The organism is Streptomyces sp. BR123 (assembly GCF_013401435.1).
Lineage (GTDB): Bacteria > Actinomycetota > Actinomycetes > Streptomycetales > Streptomycetaceae > Streptomyces.
Map to the genome: position 1 here is coordinate 17,525 of NZ_JACBGN010000065.1, position 12,995 is coordinate 30,519.

14 protein-coding genes and 1 pseudogene are annotated in these 12,995 nt (G+C 73.9%); 12 read left to right on the forward strand and 3 right to left on the reverse strand.

What is annotated here, in order from left to right:
• Positions 1-94: 94 nt before the first annotated feature.
• Entirely contained in the window at positions 95-376 is a 282-nt protein-coding gene (locus HYE82_RS13490; RefSeq protein WP_179174255.1) for a DUF6400 family protein, read from the forward strand.
• Complete coding sequence (locus HYE82_RS13495; RefSeq protein ID WP_179174256.1) at positions 363-605, forward strand: hypothetical protein; 243 nt, start codon at positions 363-365, stop codon at positions 603-605. The genes HYE82_RS13490 and HYE82_RS13495 overlap by 14 nt, the downstream gene beginning before the upstream one ends.
• Positions 606-669: 64 nt before the next feature.
• Here HYE82_RS13495 and hemC read toward each other — a convergent pair whose 3' ends face one another.
• A complete protein-coding gene (hemC, locus tag HYE82_RS13500) occupies positions 670-1,605 on the reverse strand; it encodes a hydroxymethylbilane synthase (RefSeq protein WP_179174257.1) in 936 nt (311 codons plus the stop codon).
• Positions 1,606-2,158: 553 nt separating this feature from the next.
• On the opposite strand from hemC, the gene HYE82_RS13505 reads away from it, so the two are divergent.
• Together HYE82_RS13505 and HYE82_RS13510 are read left to right on the forward strand one after the other, a co-directional pair.
• Positions 2,159-2,572, forward strand: a complete 414-nt coding sequence (locus tag HYE82_RS13505) for a rodlin (protein WP_179174258.1) — start codon at positions 2,159-2,161, stop codon at positions 2,570-2,572.
• 326 nt (positions 2,573-2,898) lie between these two features.
• Positions 2,899-3,351 (forward strand): SDR family oxidoreductase, encoded by a 453-nt coding sequence (locus tag HYE82_RS13510; RefSeq protein ID WP_309144304.1) that lies wholly within the window; start codon positions 2,899-2,901, stop codon positions 3,349-3,351.
• On the opposite strand, the gene HYE82_RS13515 is transcribed toward HYE82_RS13510, so the two are convergent.
• Positions 3,311-4,249 (reverse strand): aminoglycoside phosphotransferase family protein, encoded by a 939-nt coding sequence (locus HYE82_RS13515; RefSeq protein ID WP_179174269.1) that lies wholly within the window; start codon positions 4,247-4,249, stop codon positions 3,311-3,313. The genes HYE82_RS13510 and HYE82_RS13515 overlap by 41 nt on opposite strands.
• A 119-nt stretch (positions 4,250-4,368) precedes the next feature.
• Positions 4,369-4,740 (reverse strand): hypothetical protein, encoded by a 372-nt coding sequence (locus HYE82_RS13520; RefSeq protein ID WP_179174260.1) that lies wholly within the window; start codon positions 4,738-4,740, stop codon positions 4,369-4,371.
• 150 nt (positions 4,741-4,890) lie between these two features.
• Between HYE82_RS13520 and HYE82_RS13525 the strand changes: the two genes are divergently transcribed.
• The 8 genes and pseudogenes from HYE82_RS13525 to HYE82_RS13560 form a co-directional block, all read left to right on the forward strand.
• Positions 4,891-5,514 (forward strand): acyltransferase, encoded by a 624-nt coding sequence (locus HYE82_RS13525; RefSeq protein ID WP_179174261.1) that lies wholly within the window; start codon positions 4,891-4,893, stop codon positions 5,512-5,514.
• A gap of 516 nt (positions 5,515-6,030) precedes the next feature.
• A complete protein-coding gene (locus HYE82_RS13530; protein WP_179174262.1) occupies positions 6,031-7,203 on the forward strand; it encodes a hypothetical protein in 1,173 nt (390 codons plus the stop codon).
• Entirely contained in the window at positions 7,200-7,973 is a 774-nt protein-coding gene (locus HYE82_RS13535; protein ID WP_179174263.1) for a WecB/TagA/CpsF family glycosyltransferase, read from the forward strand. The genes HYE82_RS13530 and HYE82_RS13535 overlap by 4 nt, the downstream gene beginning before the upstream one ends.
• The gene (locus HYE82_RS13540) at positions 7,973-9,229 is read left to right on the forward strand and encodes a nucleotide sugar dehydrogenase (protein ID WP_179174264.1); all 1,257 of its coding nucleotides are present in this window, start codon (positions 7,973-7,975) and stop codon (positions 9,227-9,229) included. The genes HYE82_RS13535 and HYE82_RS13540 overlap by 1 nt, the downstream gene beginning before the upstream one ends.
• A gap of 4 nt (positions 9,230-9,233) precedes the next feature.
• Positions 9,234-10,370, forward strand: a complete 1,137-nt coding sequence (wecB, locus tag HYE82_RS13545; protein ID WP_179174265.1) for a non-hydrolyzing UDP-N-acetylglucosamine 2-epimerase — start codon at positions 9,234-9,236, stop codon at positions 10,368-10,370.
• A 100-nt stretch (positions 10,371-10,470) separates the two neighbouring features.
• Positions 10,471-11,265, forward strand: a complete 795-nt coding sequence (locus HYE82_RS13550; RefSeq protein ID WP_256987170.1) for a chain length determinant protein — start codon at positions 10,471-10,473, stop codon at positions 11,263-11,265.
• A complete protein-coding gene (locus HYE82_RS13555) occupies positions 11,262-12,755 on the forward strand; it encodes an oligosaccharide flippase family protein (RefSeq protein ID WP_309144305.1) in 1,494 nt (497 codons plus the stop codon). Before HYE82_RS13550 ends, HYE82_RS13555 begins: the two co-directional genes overlap by 4 nt.
• A pseudogene (locus HYE82_RS13560) lies at positions 12,752-12,995 on the forward strand (hypothetical protein); the annotation flags it as partial. The gene HYE82_RS13555 and the pseudogene HYE82_RS13560, both read left to right, overlap by 4 nt.

Consider the following 12,995-nt stretch of genomic DNA (forward strand, 5'->3'; position numbering starts at 1 on the left):
CCCCGCTGCGGCGGCCGGCAGGCGCCGTCCGGGGCTGTGACTCCGCACACCCTCCCTTGACCCGGAAAAGAAGGCTTACCTAAGTTCCTGAGGTATGGCCCCCCACGACCTGCCCCACGACCCCGCCGGCATACCTGACGGCCCGGGGACGACCGGCTTCGACATCGACTTCTCCGCGCACGAGCTGCTCCGGCGCGCCCAGATCCTCGACGCGCTCGGGCCCGACTGGGATCCGGTCGAGGTCATGCGCGGCGAGGAGGAGGCGTACGACCTGCTGTACTCCGGCCTCGACGCCGAACAGCAGCGGGTGTACGAGGACCTCGTCGCGGCCGGAGTGCTGCCCCGGCGCGAAGGCGGCGGCCGTGCTTCCGCTTGACCCGCAGGCCGACCCCGGCCGCCGGGCCTGGGTGGCCTGCCCGAACTGCGACGACGCCCGCGGCTGCGAGCCGTGCGAAACGCGGCGGACGTGCTCGCAGCACTGGCGGTACCTGCTGACGAACACCGGAAGCCTGCTGCACCTGCAGTGCCCGGGCTGCACCCACGTCTGGGTGCACGAGAGCGGCTTCGGCGCGACCCGTTCCGTACGGAACGGGCTCACCGGCTGACCGCTTCCCCACGACCGCTTCCCCGCGACCGGTTCCCCGGCCGGCGCGGCGGCGCGGTCCGGGGTCAGTGGGGGATCCCGTCGATCAGGTCACGTGCGCCCTGGCGGAGCAGGGCGACGGCGACGGACGTGCCCAGCGTGGCCGGATCGAGCGGTCCGGCCCATTCGTGCGCCCGCAGGACCCGCTTGCCGTCCGGGGTGAACACCTTCGCGTACAGCGCGAGCTCGCCGTCGCGCTCGGTGGACGCGTATCCGGCGATCGGCGCGTTGCAGTGGCCCTGGAGCACGTGCAGCAGCATCCGCTCGGCGGCGGCCTCGCGGTGCGTGGCCGGGTCGCCGAGGCCGCTCACCGCCTCGATGAGCGCGGTGTCGTCCTCGCGGCACTGGAGGGCGAGGACGCCGGCGCCGATCGGCGGGCACATCCGCTGCGGTGACAGGACCTCGCTGACGGCGTCCCGGCGGCCGATCCGCTCCAGGCCCGAGACGGCGAGGAGGAGCGCGTCGGCGTCGCCCGCCGCGAGCTTGTCGAGCCGGCGGTTGGCGTTTCCGCGGATCGGCACGCAGGTCAGGTGCGGGTGGCTCGCGGCCAGTTGGGCGGCCCGGCGGACGGAGGACGTGCCGATGCGCGCGCCGGCCGGAAGCTCGTCAAGGGTCAGCCCGGCGGGATGGACGAGGGCGTCGCGGATGTCGTCGCGCTTCAGGAACGCGGCGAAGGCGGTGCCGGCGGGCAGGGGGCGGTCGGCGGGGATGTCCTTGACGCAGTGGACGGCCAGATCGGCCGCCCCGGCCAGCAGCGCGGCGTCCACCTCCTTGGTGAAGGCGCCCTTGCCGTCGACGGCGGCCAGGTCCCCCATCCACTTGTCCCCGGTCGTCTTGACGGCGACGACCTCGGTGGCGGTGTGCGGGTGGAGTACGGCCAGTTCTCTGCGGACGCGCTCCACCTGGGCGAGGGCCATGGGCGAGTCGCGGGAGACGATGCGGATCAGATCGGGGGCGGACATGGCGGCCACCCTAGCCCCCGGAACGCGCCCCCTGCGCCGGGCCGGGGAATTGCCTGGCAACAGCCGGCCGAGCCTCGCGCTGTGTGACGGCTCCTGCTCCGCCCCCGGAGGCCTGTGCCGGCCCCCCTCCCGATCCCGACCCGGCAGGCGCTTCCGCCCGGACCTGCACCGGGCACCTGTGGGACGCGCGGCGCACCGGTGAGCTGCGGGTCCGGTCCGGGGCCGTACGGCCTCCCCCGGACGGCGGTTCCACGGCGGATCCCGCCGTGGGGCCCGTCCTGCCGCGGACGGTGCCGGGAGGGCGGCGGCGTGCGGCCTGGTCACCGTGGTGCCGTGCGATGCGGCGGCGCGGATCACGCACCGGCTGTGCCCGGCCGAAGGGATCCTGCTCGTCTCGGCGGGGACACGGACCCCTGCGGACGGGCTTCGCCGGGGCTGCGGAGGCGGCCCCGGCCGTCACTCCTGCGGGTGGTGGAGCGGAACTTCTGGCTGCGGGCGCGGTTCCTGTCCACGTACGAGCAACTCCGCTCCCCTACGACGAACAGGGAACAGCATGTTCAAGAAGGCCGCGCACACGGTCGCTGTCGCCGCTGCGATCCTCGGCGCCGGCGCCGCCCTGGCCTCCCCTGCCATGGCCATCGGCAACGACAACGGCGTCAACACCGTCAACGGCAACGACTCGGCCCAGATCTACGGCAACCAGAAGACCGAGGGGGCCCTGAGCCCGCAGGCCTCCCTCATCCAGGGCTCCGCCAACAAGCCGTGCATCGCCCTGCCGGCGAAGGTGAACATCCAGTCGCTGCTCGGGGAAGGTTCCATCATCGGCGTCCAGGACGTCCCCGTCCTGTCCAACCCGATGAACCAGCAGTGCGCCGAGAACTCCACGCAGGCCAAGGGCGACGAGTCCGCCTCGCACATCCTCAGCAACATCCCGGTCCTCTCCGGCAACGCCTCCGTCGGCAGCTGACCCGCTCGACGCCACCCGGCACACGGCCACGGGCGCCCCGGCAACCTCCGCCGGGGCGCCCGTGGCCGTTCCGCCCCGGCCCCTCCCGGTCGCCGGCCGGGGCGGAACGCGGCCGACCCATGGACTCGGCAGCGCGGCGCTTCGTGACCGGGTCCGGTGTCCTCGCCCCGTCGGGGGCCACTACACGGACGGGGCCGCGTACGGCGTGCCGCTGCCGGTCCACCTGGCGCCGGTCTACCGCGTGTGACCTGCGGCCCGCTGGGCTCGCGCGGGCCGCGGCATGCGGTGATGACGGCCGTACCGGAACGCGCAGCTTCGGAGGCGCCGTGCTCAAGGGCAGGAACGCAGCCGTCACCGGCGGGTCGCGCGGCATCGGCCCGCCCGTGGTGGAACGCCTGTGCCGCGACGGGGCGCACGTGGTGTTCGACCACTCCACCCGCGAGGATGCCGCGGCCGAGGTCGTACGGACCGTGGAGGCGGACGGCGGCCGCGCCCGGGCCCTGCGCGTGGACCTGTCGGAGCCGGAGGGGCCGGAGCAGCTGGTGGAGGCCGCCGATGCGTGCGCGGCACCACCGTCAACACCCTCCCCCGGCGCGATGGACACCGAGATGCTGCGCGGCACGAACCCGCCGCAGGCGCTCGACGCCGTCGCCGGCATGGCCCCGCTCGGCCGACTGGGGCGGCCGGCCGACCTGGCCGACGTCATCGCGTTCCTCATCGGCCCCGACGGCCGCTGGATCACCGGCCGGAACCTCCGGGCCACGGACGGTCTGGCGTAGGCCGTGTCCCCTGCCGGGGGGCGGCGAGGACCTCGTGGACGACGCGGCGGGCGGTGGCCGTCATCGACGGGTTCGTGTCCCGGTAGTAGTTCAGTTCCAGGAGCGCGACCGACAGGGCCCAGCCGCGGCCCCGTGCCCAGGCCGCGTCGTCGACGGTCGCGGCGGCCCGGAAGGCGTCCCGGGCCCCGGCGGGCAGGACGTACCACGCCGGGAGCAGGTCGACCGCTGGATCACCCAGGCCCATGCAGCCGAAGTCGATGACGGCGCCGAGCCGGTCCCCGGACAGGAGCAGGTTCCCCGGTTGCAGGTCCGCGTGGATCCAGACGGGCGGACCGGGCCACTCCGGGGCCCGCAGCGCGGCCTCCCAGGCGGCGGTCAACGCGGCGGGTTCGGCGTCGGCGTCGGCGGGGATCCGCAGGCCCGCGATCGCGGTACGGGTGGCGGCGTCCCGCGCGGCCAGGGTCTCGCTGCGGTAGGAGGCGGGCCCGCCCGCGGGGTCGATCCGGCGCAGCGCGGTGACGAAACCGCCCAGGTCCCGGGCGAGCCGGCCGGGGTCCGGGATCCGGCCGGCGGCCGGGACCTCGCCGTCGAGCCAGCGGTACACGGCCCACGGGAAGGGATAGCCGTCACCCGGCTCGCCCCGGCCCAGCGGCACGGGAACGGGGACCGGGAGCGACGGCGCGAGCCGCGGCAGCCAGGTGCACTCCCGCTCGATGTCCTCGGCCGCCCCCGCGGTCCGGGGCAGGCGGACGACCATCCGCTCGCCGAGCCGGTACATCACGTGCGAGGTGCCGTGCGAGTCGACCGGCTTCACGGCCAGACCCGCCCAGCGCGGGAACTGCGCCGCCACCAGGCGGTGGACGAGCGAGGTGTCGGTGTCCGGCTCGTCGGCGTGCATCTTGGCTGCGGGCACGGTTCCCCTTCCGGCAGCGGGAGTCGGTGTGCGTACCGGCCATGTGAACGCGCCCGCGGCCCGCCCGTCAACGCATTTCCCACCGGGCAGGAGCCGACTGCCCGTCAGCCCGCTTCCTCGGCAGCCGAGTCCCAGACGAGGTGTGCGGCGCGCACCACCCGGGTGTGCCAGCCGCCCATCCGGCCGGTGCAGCGCACCAGGTAGGAGCCGTCGACCTGGCGGTAGACGAGCCGGCGGCGCTCCTGGAGGAAGGTCCCGACGACCATGGTGCGCGCGGCCTGTTCCAGTGCCCGTTCGGCCTCTTCCCGGGTGCCCTCGAACTCGCTGAGGGTCTCCACCTGCCCGCCGTCGTCCCCGTGGTGCTCCGCGAGCCTCTCGGCGGTGATGATCCAGCGGTGGCGGTGTACGCCGTCCTCCATGTGCTTCCCCGGTCTCTCGCTGCTGCTGTCGACGCCGTCGGCGCGCAGACTACCCACTGACGGTTACCGGTTACCGGCTACGCCAAGTCCGTTGTGGGAGCGATCGGTTGATGTGCCGGGCGGGGCGGGGCGCGGGTGCATATGCTCCCTCCGTGCGCCGGTTGCGGCGCGTGTCCGCATGCCTCGCGAGCGTAAGGGGACCGCCCCGTGAGTGTCCGCATTCAACCCTCCTCCCAAGTCGACGGGACCGCCGAGCTCGGGGACGGGACCACCGTCTGGGATCTGGCTCAAGTGCGGGAGGAGGCACGGCTCGGCCGCGACTGCATCGTGGGGCGCGGGGCGTACGTCGGCCCCGGCGTACGGATCGGGGACCGGGTGAAGCTCCAGAACTACGCACTCGTCTACGAGCCCGCCGAACTCGGCGACGGGGTGTTCATCGGGCCGGCCGCCGTCCTCACCAACGACTTCTATCCCCGGTCCGTCGACCCCGACGGCCGCCTCAAGCGCGGCGACGACTGGGAGGCCGCCGGGGTGGTGGTGGCCGAGGGGGCCTCCCTGGGGGCCCGTTCGGTCTGCGTGGCCGGGGTGCGCGTCGGGCGGTGGGCGCTGGTCGCGGCCGGGGCGGTGGTGTCCCGGGACGTGCCCGACTTCGCTCTCGTGGCGGGGGTGCCGGCCCGCCGGATCGGCTGGGTGGGCCGGGCCGGCGTCCGCCTGGTGGAGAGCCGGGGCGAGCCGGGTGTGTGGGAGTGCCCGCGCACCGGCGCGCTGTACGAGGAGGCGGACGGGGTGCTGGCCGAACGGGGCGAGCAGCCGGAGAAGGCGTCCACTTGACCCGGCCCCTTCCCGCCCCTGTCGCCCCTGCCGTCCCGACCGTGAGCCGGGCCCGGAGCGCGGGCGGGAGCGGGGCCGCTGGGGCCGGCTGACGGACCGTCGGAATTTGGGCCACCGGCATTTCCCCAAAACCGCAATCAACGAACAACCTTGGGCATACCTTGTCCCTGTACACGGGTTCTGAACAGGCAACAGGCTTTGTTCAGTGGGGGGTTGTACACGGCGGGGGCATCGCGGACGAAGTGGCGGCAGGCGCGCTGACGCGCCTGCACGGCGCTGCCGTCCGCGCGTGCTCCGGTCCGGGGCATCGCTGGGGGGATCCAGTGGGCGGCCCCGGACGGCCGCGTCCCGGGGCGATCAGAACGTCACCGCCGACGCGCGCGCCGTCATGCGCGCTCCCCTTCCCGGAACGGCTATTTCAGAGGGGGTAGGTGTGTTGGAGCCGTACAGCCCGGCCCTGCAACAGGGGTCCGGCCGCGGGGCGCGGGGCACCCGGGAAGCCGGGGTGGGGACCCGGTGACCGCCGCACGATTAGGAGCACTGGCACACGAGGACCCGTCGCTGCACGCGCTGGCCGAGCGCCTGCTCGCGCTCGCCGAGGCGGGCCTGCCGCAGATGTACCTGCAGGGGCCGGAGACCTTCGTCTTCACGCGGGCGGGGACGGTCGCACCCGACGGCACCCGCCGGGTGGAGGAGCGCGGGACCAGCACCCGGTACGCGGCCATCACGGCCCTCGGCGCGCAGTACCTGCCCGAGGACCGGCAGCAGGCCGTGTTCGGCGGGCACACCGCCGCCGCGTTCACGAACCTGCTGGTGGAACGGCTGCCCGGGGTCGACAACCTGGGCGACGCGGCGCTCATCGCCTGGGCCGCCGCCGAGACCGGCCACCCCAAGCTGGCGGACGCCCTCGACCGGGTGGCCGCACTGGACGACCCCGGCCGGCCGCAGTACACCGTCGAGGCGGCCTGGGTGCTGTCCGCCCTCGTCGCCGCCCGGACGACCGTGGACGTGGAGGACCGTCTCGCGGCCGCCCGCGACCGCCTGCTGGGATCGAGGGCGACGACCGACAGCCCGCTGTTCCCGCACGCCACCGCCCCCGGTCTGGTCCCCGGCTACCGCTCGCACGTGGCCTGCTTCGCCGACCAGACCTACCCGGTCCAGGCGTTGGCCCGGCTGCACGCGAGCGGCCCGGACCCGGAGGCCCTGCGGGCCGCGAACATGTGCGCCGCCCGGATCTGCACCCTGCAGGGGGACGGCGGGCAGTGGTGGTGGCACTACGACGCCCGCACCGGCGGCATGGTGGAGGGCTACCCCGTCTACAGCGTGCACCAGCACGCCATGGCCCCCACCGCCCTGTTCGACCTCGCGGACGCCGGCGGCACCGACTTCGGCGCGGCCGTCCGCCGGGGCCTCGGCTGGATGGCGGCCGTACCCGAGATCAGCGGGCCCGACGGGACCCCGCGCGAGCCCATGATCCGGGAGGACTACGGGGTCACCTGGCGCAAGGTCTACCGCGGAGACCCGGCCAAGGCCGTCCGGGCCGCCCGCGGGCTCACCACGCGGCTGGTACCGCAGGCGCGGCTGGCCCCGCTCGACCGGCTGTTCCGCCCGCTCTCGGTGGACCGCGAGTGCAGGCCGTACGAGTTCGGCTGGCTGCTGCACGCCTGGCTGGGGGGAGTCCAGAGATGAGCCGACGGCAGTCCCTCTTCGGAGTCGCACTCGACGCCCTGACCATGGACGAGACCGTGCAGCGCTGCCTCGACGCGGTACGCCGCGGCGAGCAGATCGAGATCGGCATGGTGAACGCCGCCAAGCTGGTCGCAATGCGGCGCGACCCCCGCCTCGCGTCGGCGGTCTCGGGCTGCGACCTCGTCCTGGCCGACGGGCAGGCGGTGGTCTGGGCCGGCCGGATCCTCGGCGTACGGCTGCCCGAACGGGTCGCCGGCATCGACCTGTTCATGCGGCTGCTCGCCGCCGCCGAAACCGCGGAGATCCCGGTCTACCTGCTCGGCGCCCGGCAGGACGTCCTGGAGATGATGCTCGGCCGGATCGCCGAGCGGTTCCCGAAGCTCCGCGTGGCCGGCAGCCGCAACGGCTACTTCGACGACCCGGAGCAGCCCGGCATCGCCGACGCCGTCGCGGACAGCGGTGCACAGCTGCTGTTCCTCGGCATGACCTCGCCCAAGAAGGAGATGTTCACCGCCGGCTACGGCGAGCGCACCGGCGCCCACGTGGTGCACGGCGTCGGCGGCTCCTTCGACATCCTGGCCGGCATCACCAAGCGGGCCCCGCTGGTCTGGCAGCGCATGGGGCTCGAATGGTTCTACCGCACCCTCCAGGAGCCGCGGCGCCTGGGCAGGCGCTACCTCACCACCAATGCCGCCTTCCTGGCCATGACCGCCAGGGAGCTCATCCGCCGCACACCGTCTGCTGCCGGTTCCGCGAACAGGAGTTGCTGATGCGCGTAGTCGTCGTGGGACAGGGATACGTCGGCCTCCCGCTGGCCATCAGGGCCGCCGAGGTCGGGCACCAGGTGATCGGGTACGACGTGGACGCGCGGCGGGTCAAGAGCCTCGCCGCCGGCGAGTCCTACGTGGAGGACGTGTCCTGCGAGCGGATCAGCCGGGCGCTGGAGCGGGGCACCTACCGGCCCAGCGACCTGGCGCGCGACTGCGGCGGCTTCGACGTCGCCGTCGTCACCGTCCCGACCCCGTTGCACGAAGGCGCCCCCGACCTGAGCTACATCGAGGAGTCGGCGCACACCCTGGCCCGCTTCCTGCGGCCCGGCGCGACCGTCGTCCTGGAGTCCACCACCTACCCGGGGACCACCGAGGAGCTGTTCGGGCCCATCCTGGAGAACGGCTCGGGCCTCACCGCCGGCGCCGACTTCCACCTCGGCTACAGCCCGGAGCGCATCGACCCCGGCAACGCCGTCTGGGGCTTCCGGCAGACCCCCAAGGTGGTCTCCGGCGTGGACGCCGCCTCCCTCAAGGCGGTGGAGGCGTTCTACGGGGGCCTCGTCGACAAGACGGTGCCGGTGCGCTCCCCCAAGGAGGCCGAGCTGGCGAAACTGCTGGAGAACACCTTCCGGCACGTGAACATCGCCCTCGTCAACGAGATCGCCATGTTCGCCCGCCACCTCGACATCGACGTGTGGCAGGCCATCGAGGCGGCGTCCAGCAAGCCGTTCGGCTTCATGAAGTTCACCCCCGGCCCCGGCGTCGGCGGCCACTGCCTGCCCATCGACCCGTCGTACCTGTCCTGGCGGGTGCAGCGCGAACTGGGCCAGAGCTTCCGCTTCGTCGAACTGGCCAACGACATCAACAACCACATGCCCGAGTACGTCACGCGCCGCGTCATCGACGCCCTCAACGCCAGGCGCCGCTCGGTCAACGGCTCCCGGATCCTGCTCCTGGGGCTCGCGTACAAGAAGAACACCGGCGACGCCCGGGAGTCGCCGGCCGTGCGCATCTCCCAGCTGCTCCTCGACATGGGGGCGAGGGTCCGCGCGGCCGACCCGCACGTGGTGGAGAGCATCAAGGTCGACGCCCGGCTCGTCCGGGTGGAGCCGACCCGCCGGGAGCTGGCCGCCGCCGACGTGGTCGTCCTGCTCACCGACCACGACTCCTTCGACTACGCGATGGTCACCGAGCACGCCTCCTTCGTCCTCGACTGCCGCAACCGGCTGTCCGGGCCCGCGGTGGAGGTGCTCTGACGCCATGCCGGTGAACAGGATCGTCTGCGTGGCCGGAGCACGGCCCAACTACATGAAGATCAAACCGGTGATGGACGCACTGGAGCGCCACGGCGCGGAGGTGGTCCTCGTCCACACCGGCCAGCACTACGACGAGTCCATGAACGACGTCTTCTTCCGCGACCTCGGCATCCGTCCCCCCGACCGGTACCTCGGCGCCGGGTCCGGGACCCACGCCCAGCAGACCGGCCGGGTGATGGCGGCCTTCGAGCCGCTGCTCGGCGAGCTGTCCCCGGACGCGGTCGTGGTCGTCGGCGACATCAACTCCACCCTGGCATGCGCCCTGGTCGCCGCGAAGGCGGGCCCGCTGCTCGCCCACGTCGAGGCCGGCCTGCGCAGCCGGGACTGGAGCATGCCGGAGGAGGTCAACCGGGTCGCCACCGACCGGGTCAGCGACTACCTGCTGGCCCCGTCGCCCGACGCGGCCGCGAACCTGCGGGCGGAGGGGTACCGCGAGGACCAGATCCACGTCGTCGGCAACGTCATGATCGACACCCTGCTGGCCAACCTCGAACGGGCCAGGGCCTCGGACGTCCTCGACCGGTACGGGCTCACTCGCGGCGGCTACGGCCTGGTCACCCTGCACCGGCCCGCCAACGTGGACGACCCCGACGCCCTGCGCGGCCTGCTGAAGGCCCTGGGCGAGATCGCCGGCCGCTGCCCGCTGCTGCTGCCCGTGCACCCGCGGGCCGCGGAACGGCTGGCCGCCGTCGGCGTCCCGGGCGGCATCCGGGTGGTACCGGCCGCCGGATACCTGGACTTCGTCGCGCTCCAGGACGGGGCGCGGGTCGTGCTCACGGACTCCGGGGGCGTCCAGGAGGAGACCACCGCCCTCGGCGTGCCCTGTGTGACCCTGCGGGAGAACACCGAACGGCCCGTCACCGTCGAGGAGGGCACGAACGTCCTCGCGGGCACCGACCCGGACCGCATCACGGCCGTCGTGCACCGGGTGCTCGACGAGCCGCCCGCACCGCGGTGCCCCGCGCTGTGGGACGGGCAGGCCAGCGAACGCATCGCCCGGATCCTGCTGGAGGGCGGGACCGCGCGGACCAGGCTGCGGCCCACCGACCTCGCCCCGGGCCTGACGGCCGGGGCGACGTAGCACCACGCCACGGCACGACTGCAAGAAGCAAAACCGTACACATCGCACAGACAGGGCGGCGGCGCGTGCACACACGGCGCCGCCGCGAGGGGGAAGAGCCATGGATCTCGCGGAGATCTGGCGGGTCATGCGCAGGCGCTGGTACGTCCTGCTGCCCGGACTGCTGATCACGGCTGCGCTCACGACAGGCGTGTACCTGCTGGTCCCGGTGGAGTACCGGTCCCAGAGCACGGTGACCCTGCTGAACTCCAGGAAGGCCACGGTGGCCTTCGACGGCAACCCCTTCCTGAGCACCCAGGCCTCGCTCACCGGGATGGCCGACGGCCTCGCCCGCAACCTCAACTCCGACGACTCGAAGGCCGACCTCAAGGCTCAGGGTCTCACCGGCGAGTACGAGGCGAAGATCGCCGACAACGCGCAGGGCCCGTTCATGTGGCTGATCGTCACCGGCACCGACCCGGGGGCGGTCCTGAAGTCGGACCAGGTCCTGACCGCGTACGCCGAGAAGCGGCTGCAGGAGTTCCAGGCCCAGCAGCAGGTGACCCCGGACGCCATGATCCGCATGGCGACGATCGTCCCGCCGCAGAAGCCTGAGGCGCAGACCAAGACCCGGCTCCAGTACCTCGTGATGGCGGGGGCGCTGGGCTTCGTGCTCAGCCTGGTGGCGACCTTCTTCGTGGAGGCCCGCCGCCGTGCGCCCGCCAAGCCGGGCCGGCACCGGCCCGGCGCATCCGAGGCGGGAGCCGAACCGGGACCCGGACCCGAGGCCGGAGCCGAACCGGGAGCCGAGGCCGTGCCCGGGGCCCGGTCCGAGGCCGTACCCGGAGCCCGGTCCGAGGCGGCGGCCCGGGCGGGCGCCCCCGAGGCCGCGGCCGGCAGCGCGGGGCCGTCGTGACCGGGCCCGCGACCGGGACCCCGGCCCCGCCCGAAGCGCCGTCGCTGGGCCGCAAGGTGGGCTCCGCCGCCCGGTGGAGCCTGGTCAACACGGTGGTCATGCGCCTCGGCAATTTCGCCACCGGCATCATCCTGGCCCGGTTCTTCCTCGGGCCCGAGGCCTGGGGCGTCTACGGGATCGCCCAGACGGTCCTGCTGGTGCTGTTCTCCGCCAACGAGCTCGGCGTCTCGCTGGCCATCGTGCGCTGGGAGGGCGACCCCCGCCGGTTCGCCCCGACCGTCCTCACCCTGAGCGCCGTCTCCAGCTGCCTGCTGTACGCCGCGCTGTTCGCGGCCGCCCCCGCGGTGGCCCGCGTGCTCGGGTCCCCCGAGGCGACCGGGGTGCTGCGGGTGATGTGCGTGTGCGTGGTCCTCGACGGGCTGTCGCAGGTGCCCGCCGGCTTCCTCACCCGGGAGTTCGCGCAGGGCCGGCGGATGGCCGTCGACTCCGTCAACTTCGTCCTCAGCACCGCCGTGACCCTGCTGCTCGCCGTCGAGGGCTGGGGTGCGATGAGCTTCGCCTGGGGCTCCGTCGCCGGGAACGCGGCCGCCCTCGTCGGCTGCTGCCTCGCCGCCCCCGGCACCCTGCGGTTCGGCTGGGACGCCGCCCAGGCCCGGGCCCTGCTGGGTTTCGGACTGCCGCTCGCCGGGGCCAGTATGCTCGCCCTCGGCGTCGTCAACGTCGACACGATGGTCGTCGGCTCCTCCCTGGACCGGCTGGCCCTGGGCTTCTACGTGCTCGCCTTCAACATCTCCGGCTGGCCGGTCCGGATCATCTCCGAGGCGGCCCGCCGCGTGTCCTTCGCCGGCTTCTCCCGGCTGGCCGACACCCCGGGCGCGCTGGCGGGCGGGTTCGTCCGCGCCCTCGGCGTCGTGATGACCGGCACCGTGCCGCTCTGCGTCCTGCTCGCCGCGCTCGCCGCGCCGATCGTCGGCCTCGTCTACGGGGAGCGCTGGCTGCCCGCGGCCGCCGCGCTGCCCTGGCTGATGGCACTGGGCCTGGTCCGGATCGCCTGCGAACTGGCCTACGACTGCCTGGTCACCGTCGGACGGCGCCGCTCCCTCATCGGGGTCCAGGCCCTGTGGCTGGTCGTCCTGCTCCCCGTCCTGGTGTTCGGCGCGCACTCGAACGGGATCGTGGGCGTGGCCCAGGGGCACGTCCTGGTCGCCGGCGCCGTCGTCGTCCCGGTGTTCCTCGTCACCCTGCACCGTGCGGGGATCCGCCTGGGCACCGTGGCACGGGCCTGCGCCCGGCCCTTCCTCGGCGGCGCCGTCATGGCGGCCGTGGTCCTCGGCCTGGAACGGCTCCTCGGCGACGGCATCCCGGCACTGCTCGCGACGGGGGCGGCCGGCACCCTGGCCTACGCACTGTGCGTGCTGCCCGGCCTGGGCTTCCTGCGCGGCGCCGCACCCACCGACACGACCACGACGGCAAAGGGACAGCGCCCGTGACGCACGACAGGAAACGCCTCTCGTCCTGGCTGCTGGCCGGGCTCGTCCTGGTCACCGTCATCACCCTGTACCAGACGCAGCGGACCGGGGCGGGCCAGCCCGTGGCCGACCCGTGTGCGCAGAGCAGCCCCGGCTGCCCCGGACCCGGCACCAGTCCCCCGCCGACGCCCGCGCCGTCCCCGGACCCGAGTACGGGCGGGGCGGCGGGCTCGACCTCGGCCCCGCCCTCCGCCACTCCCC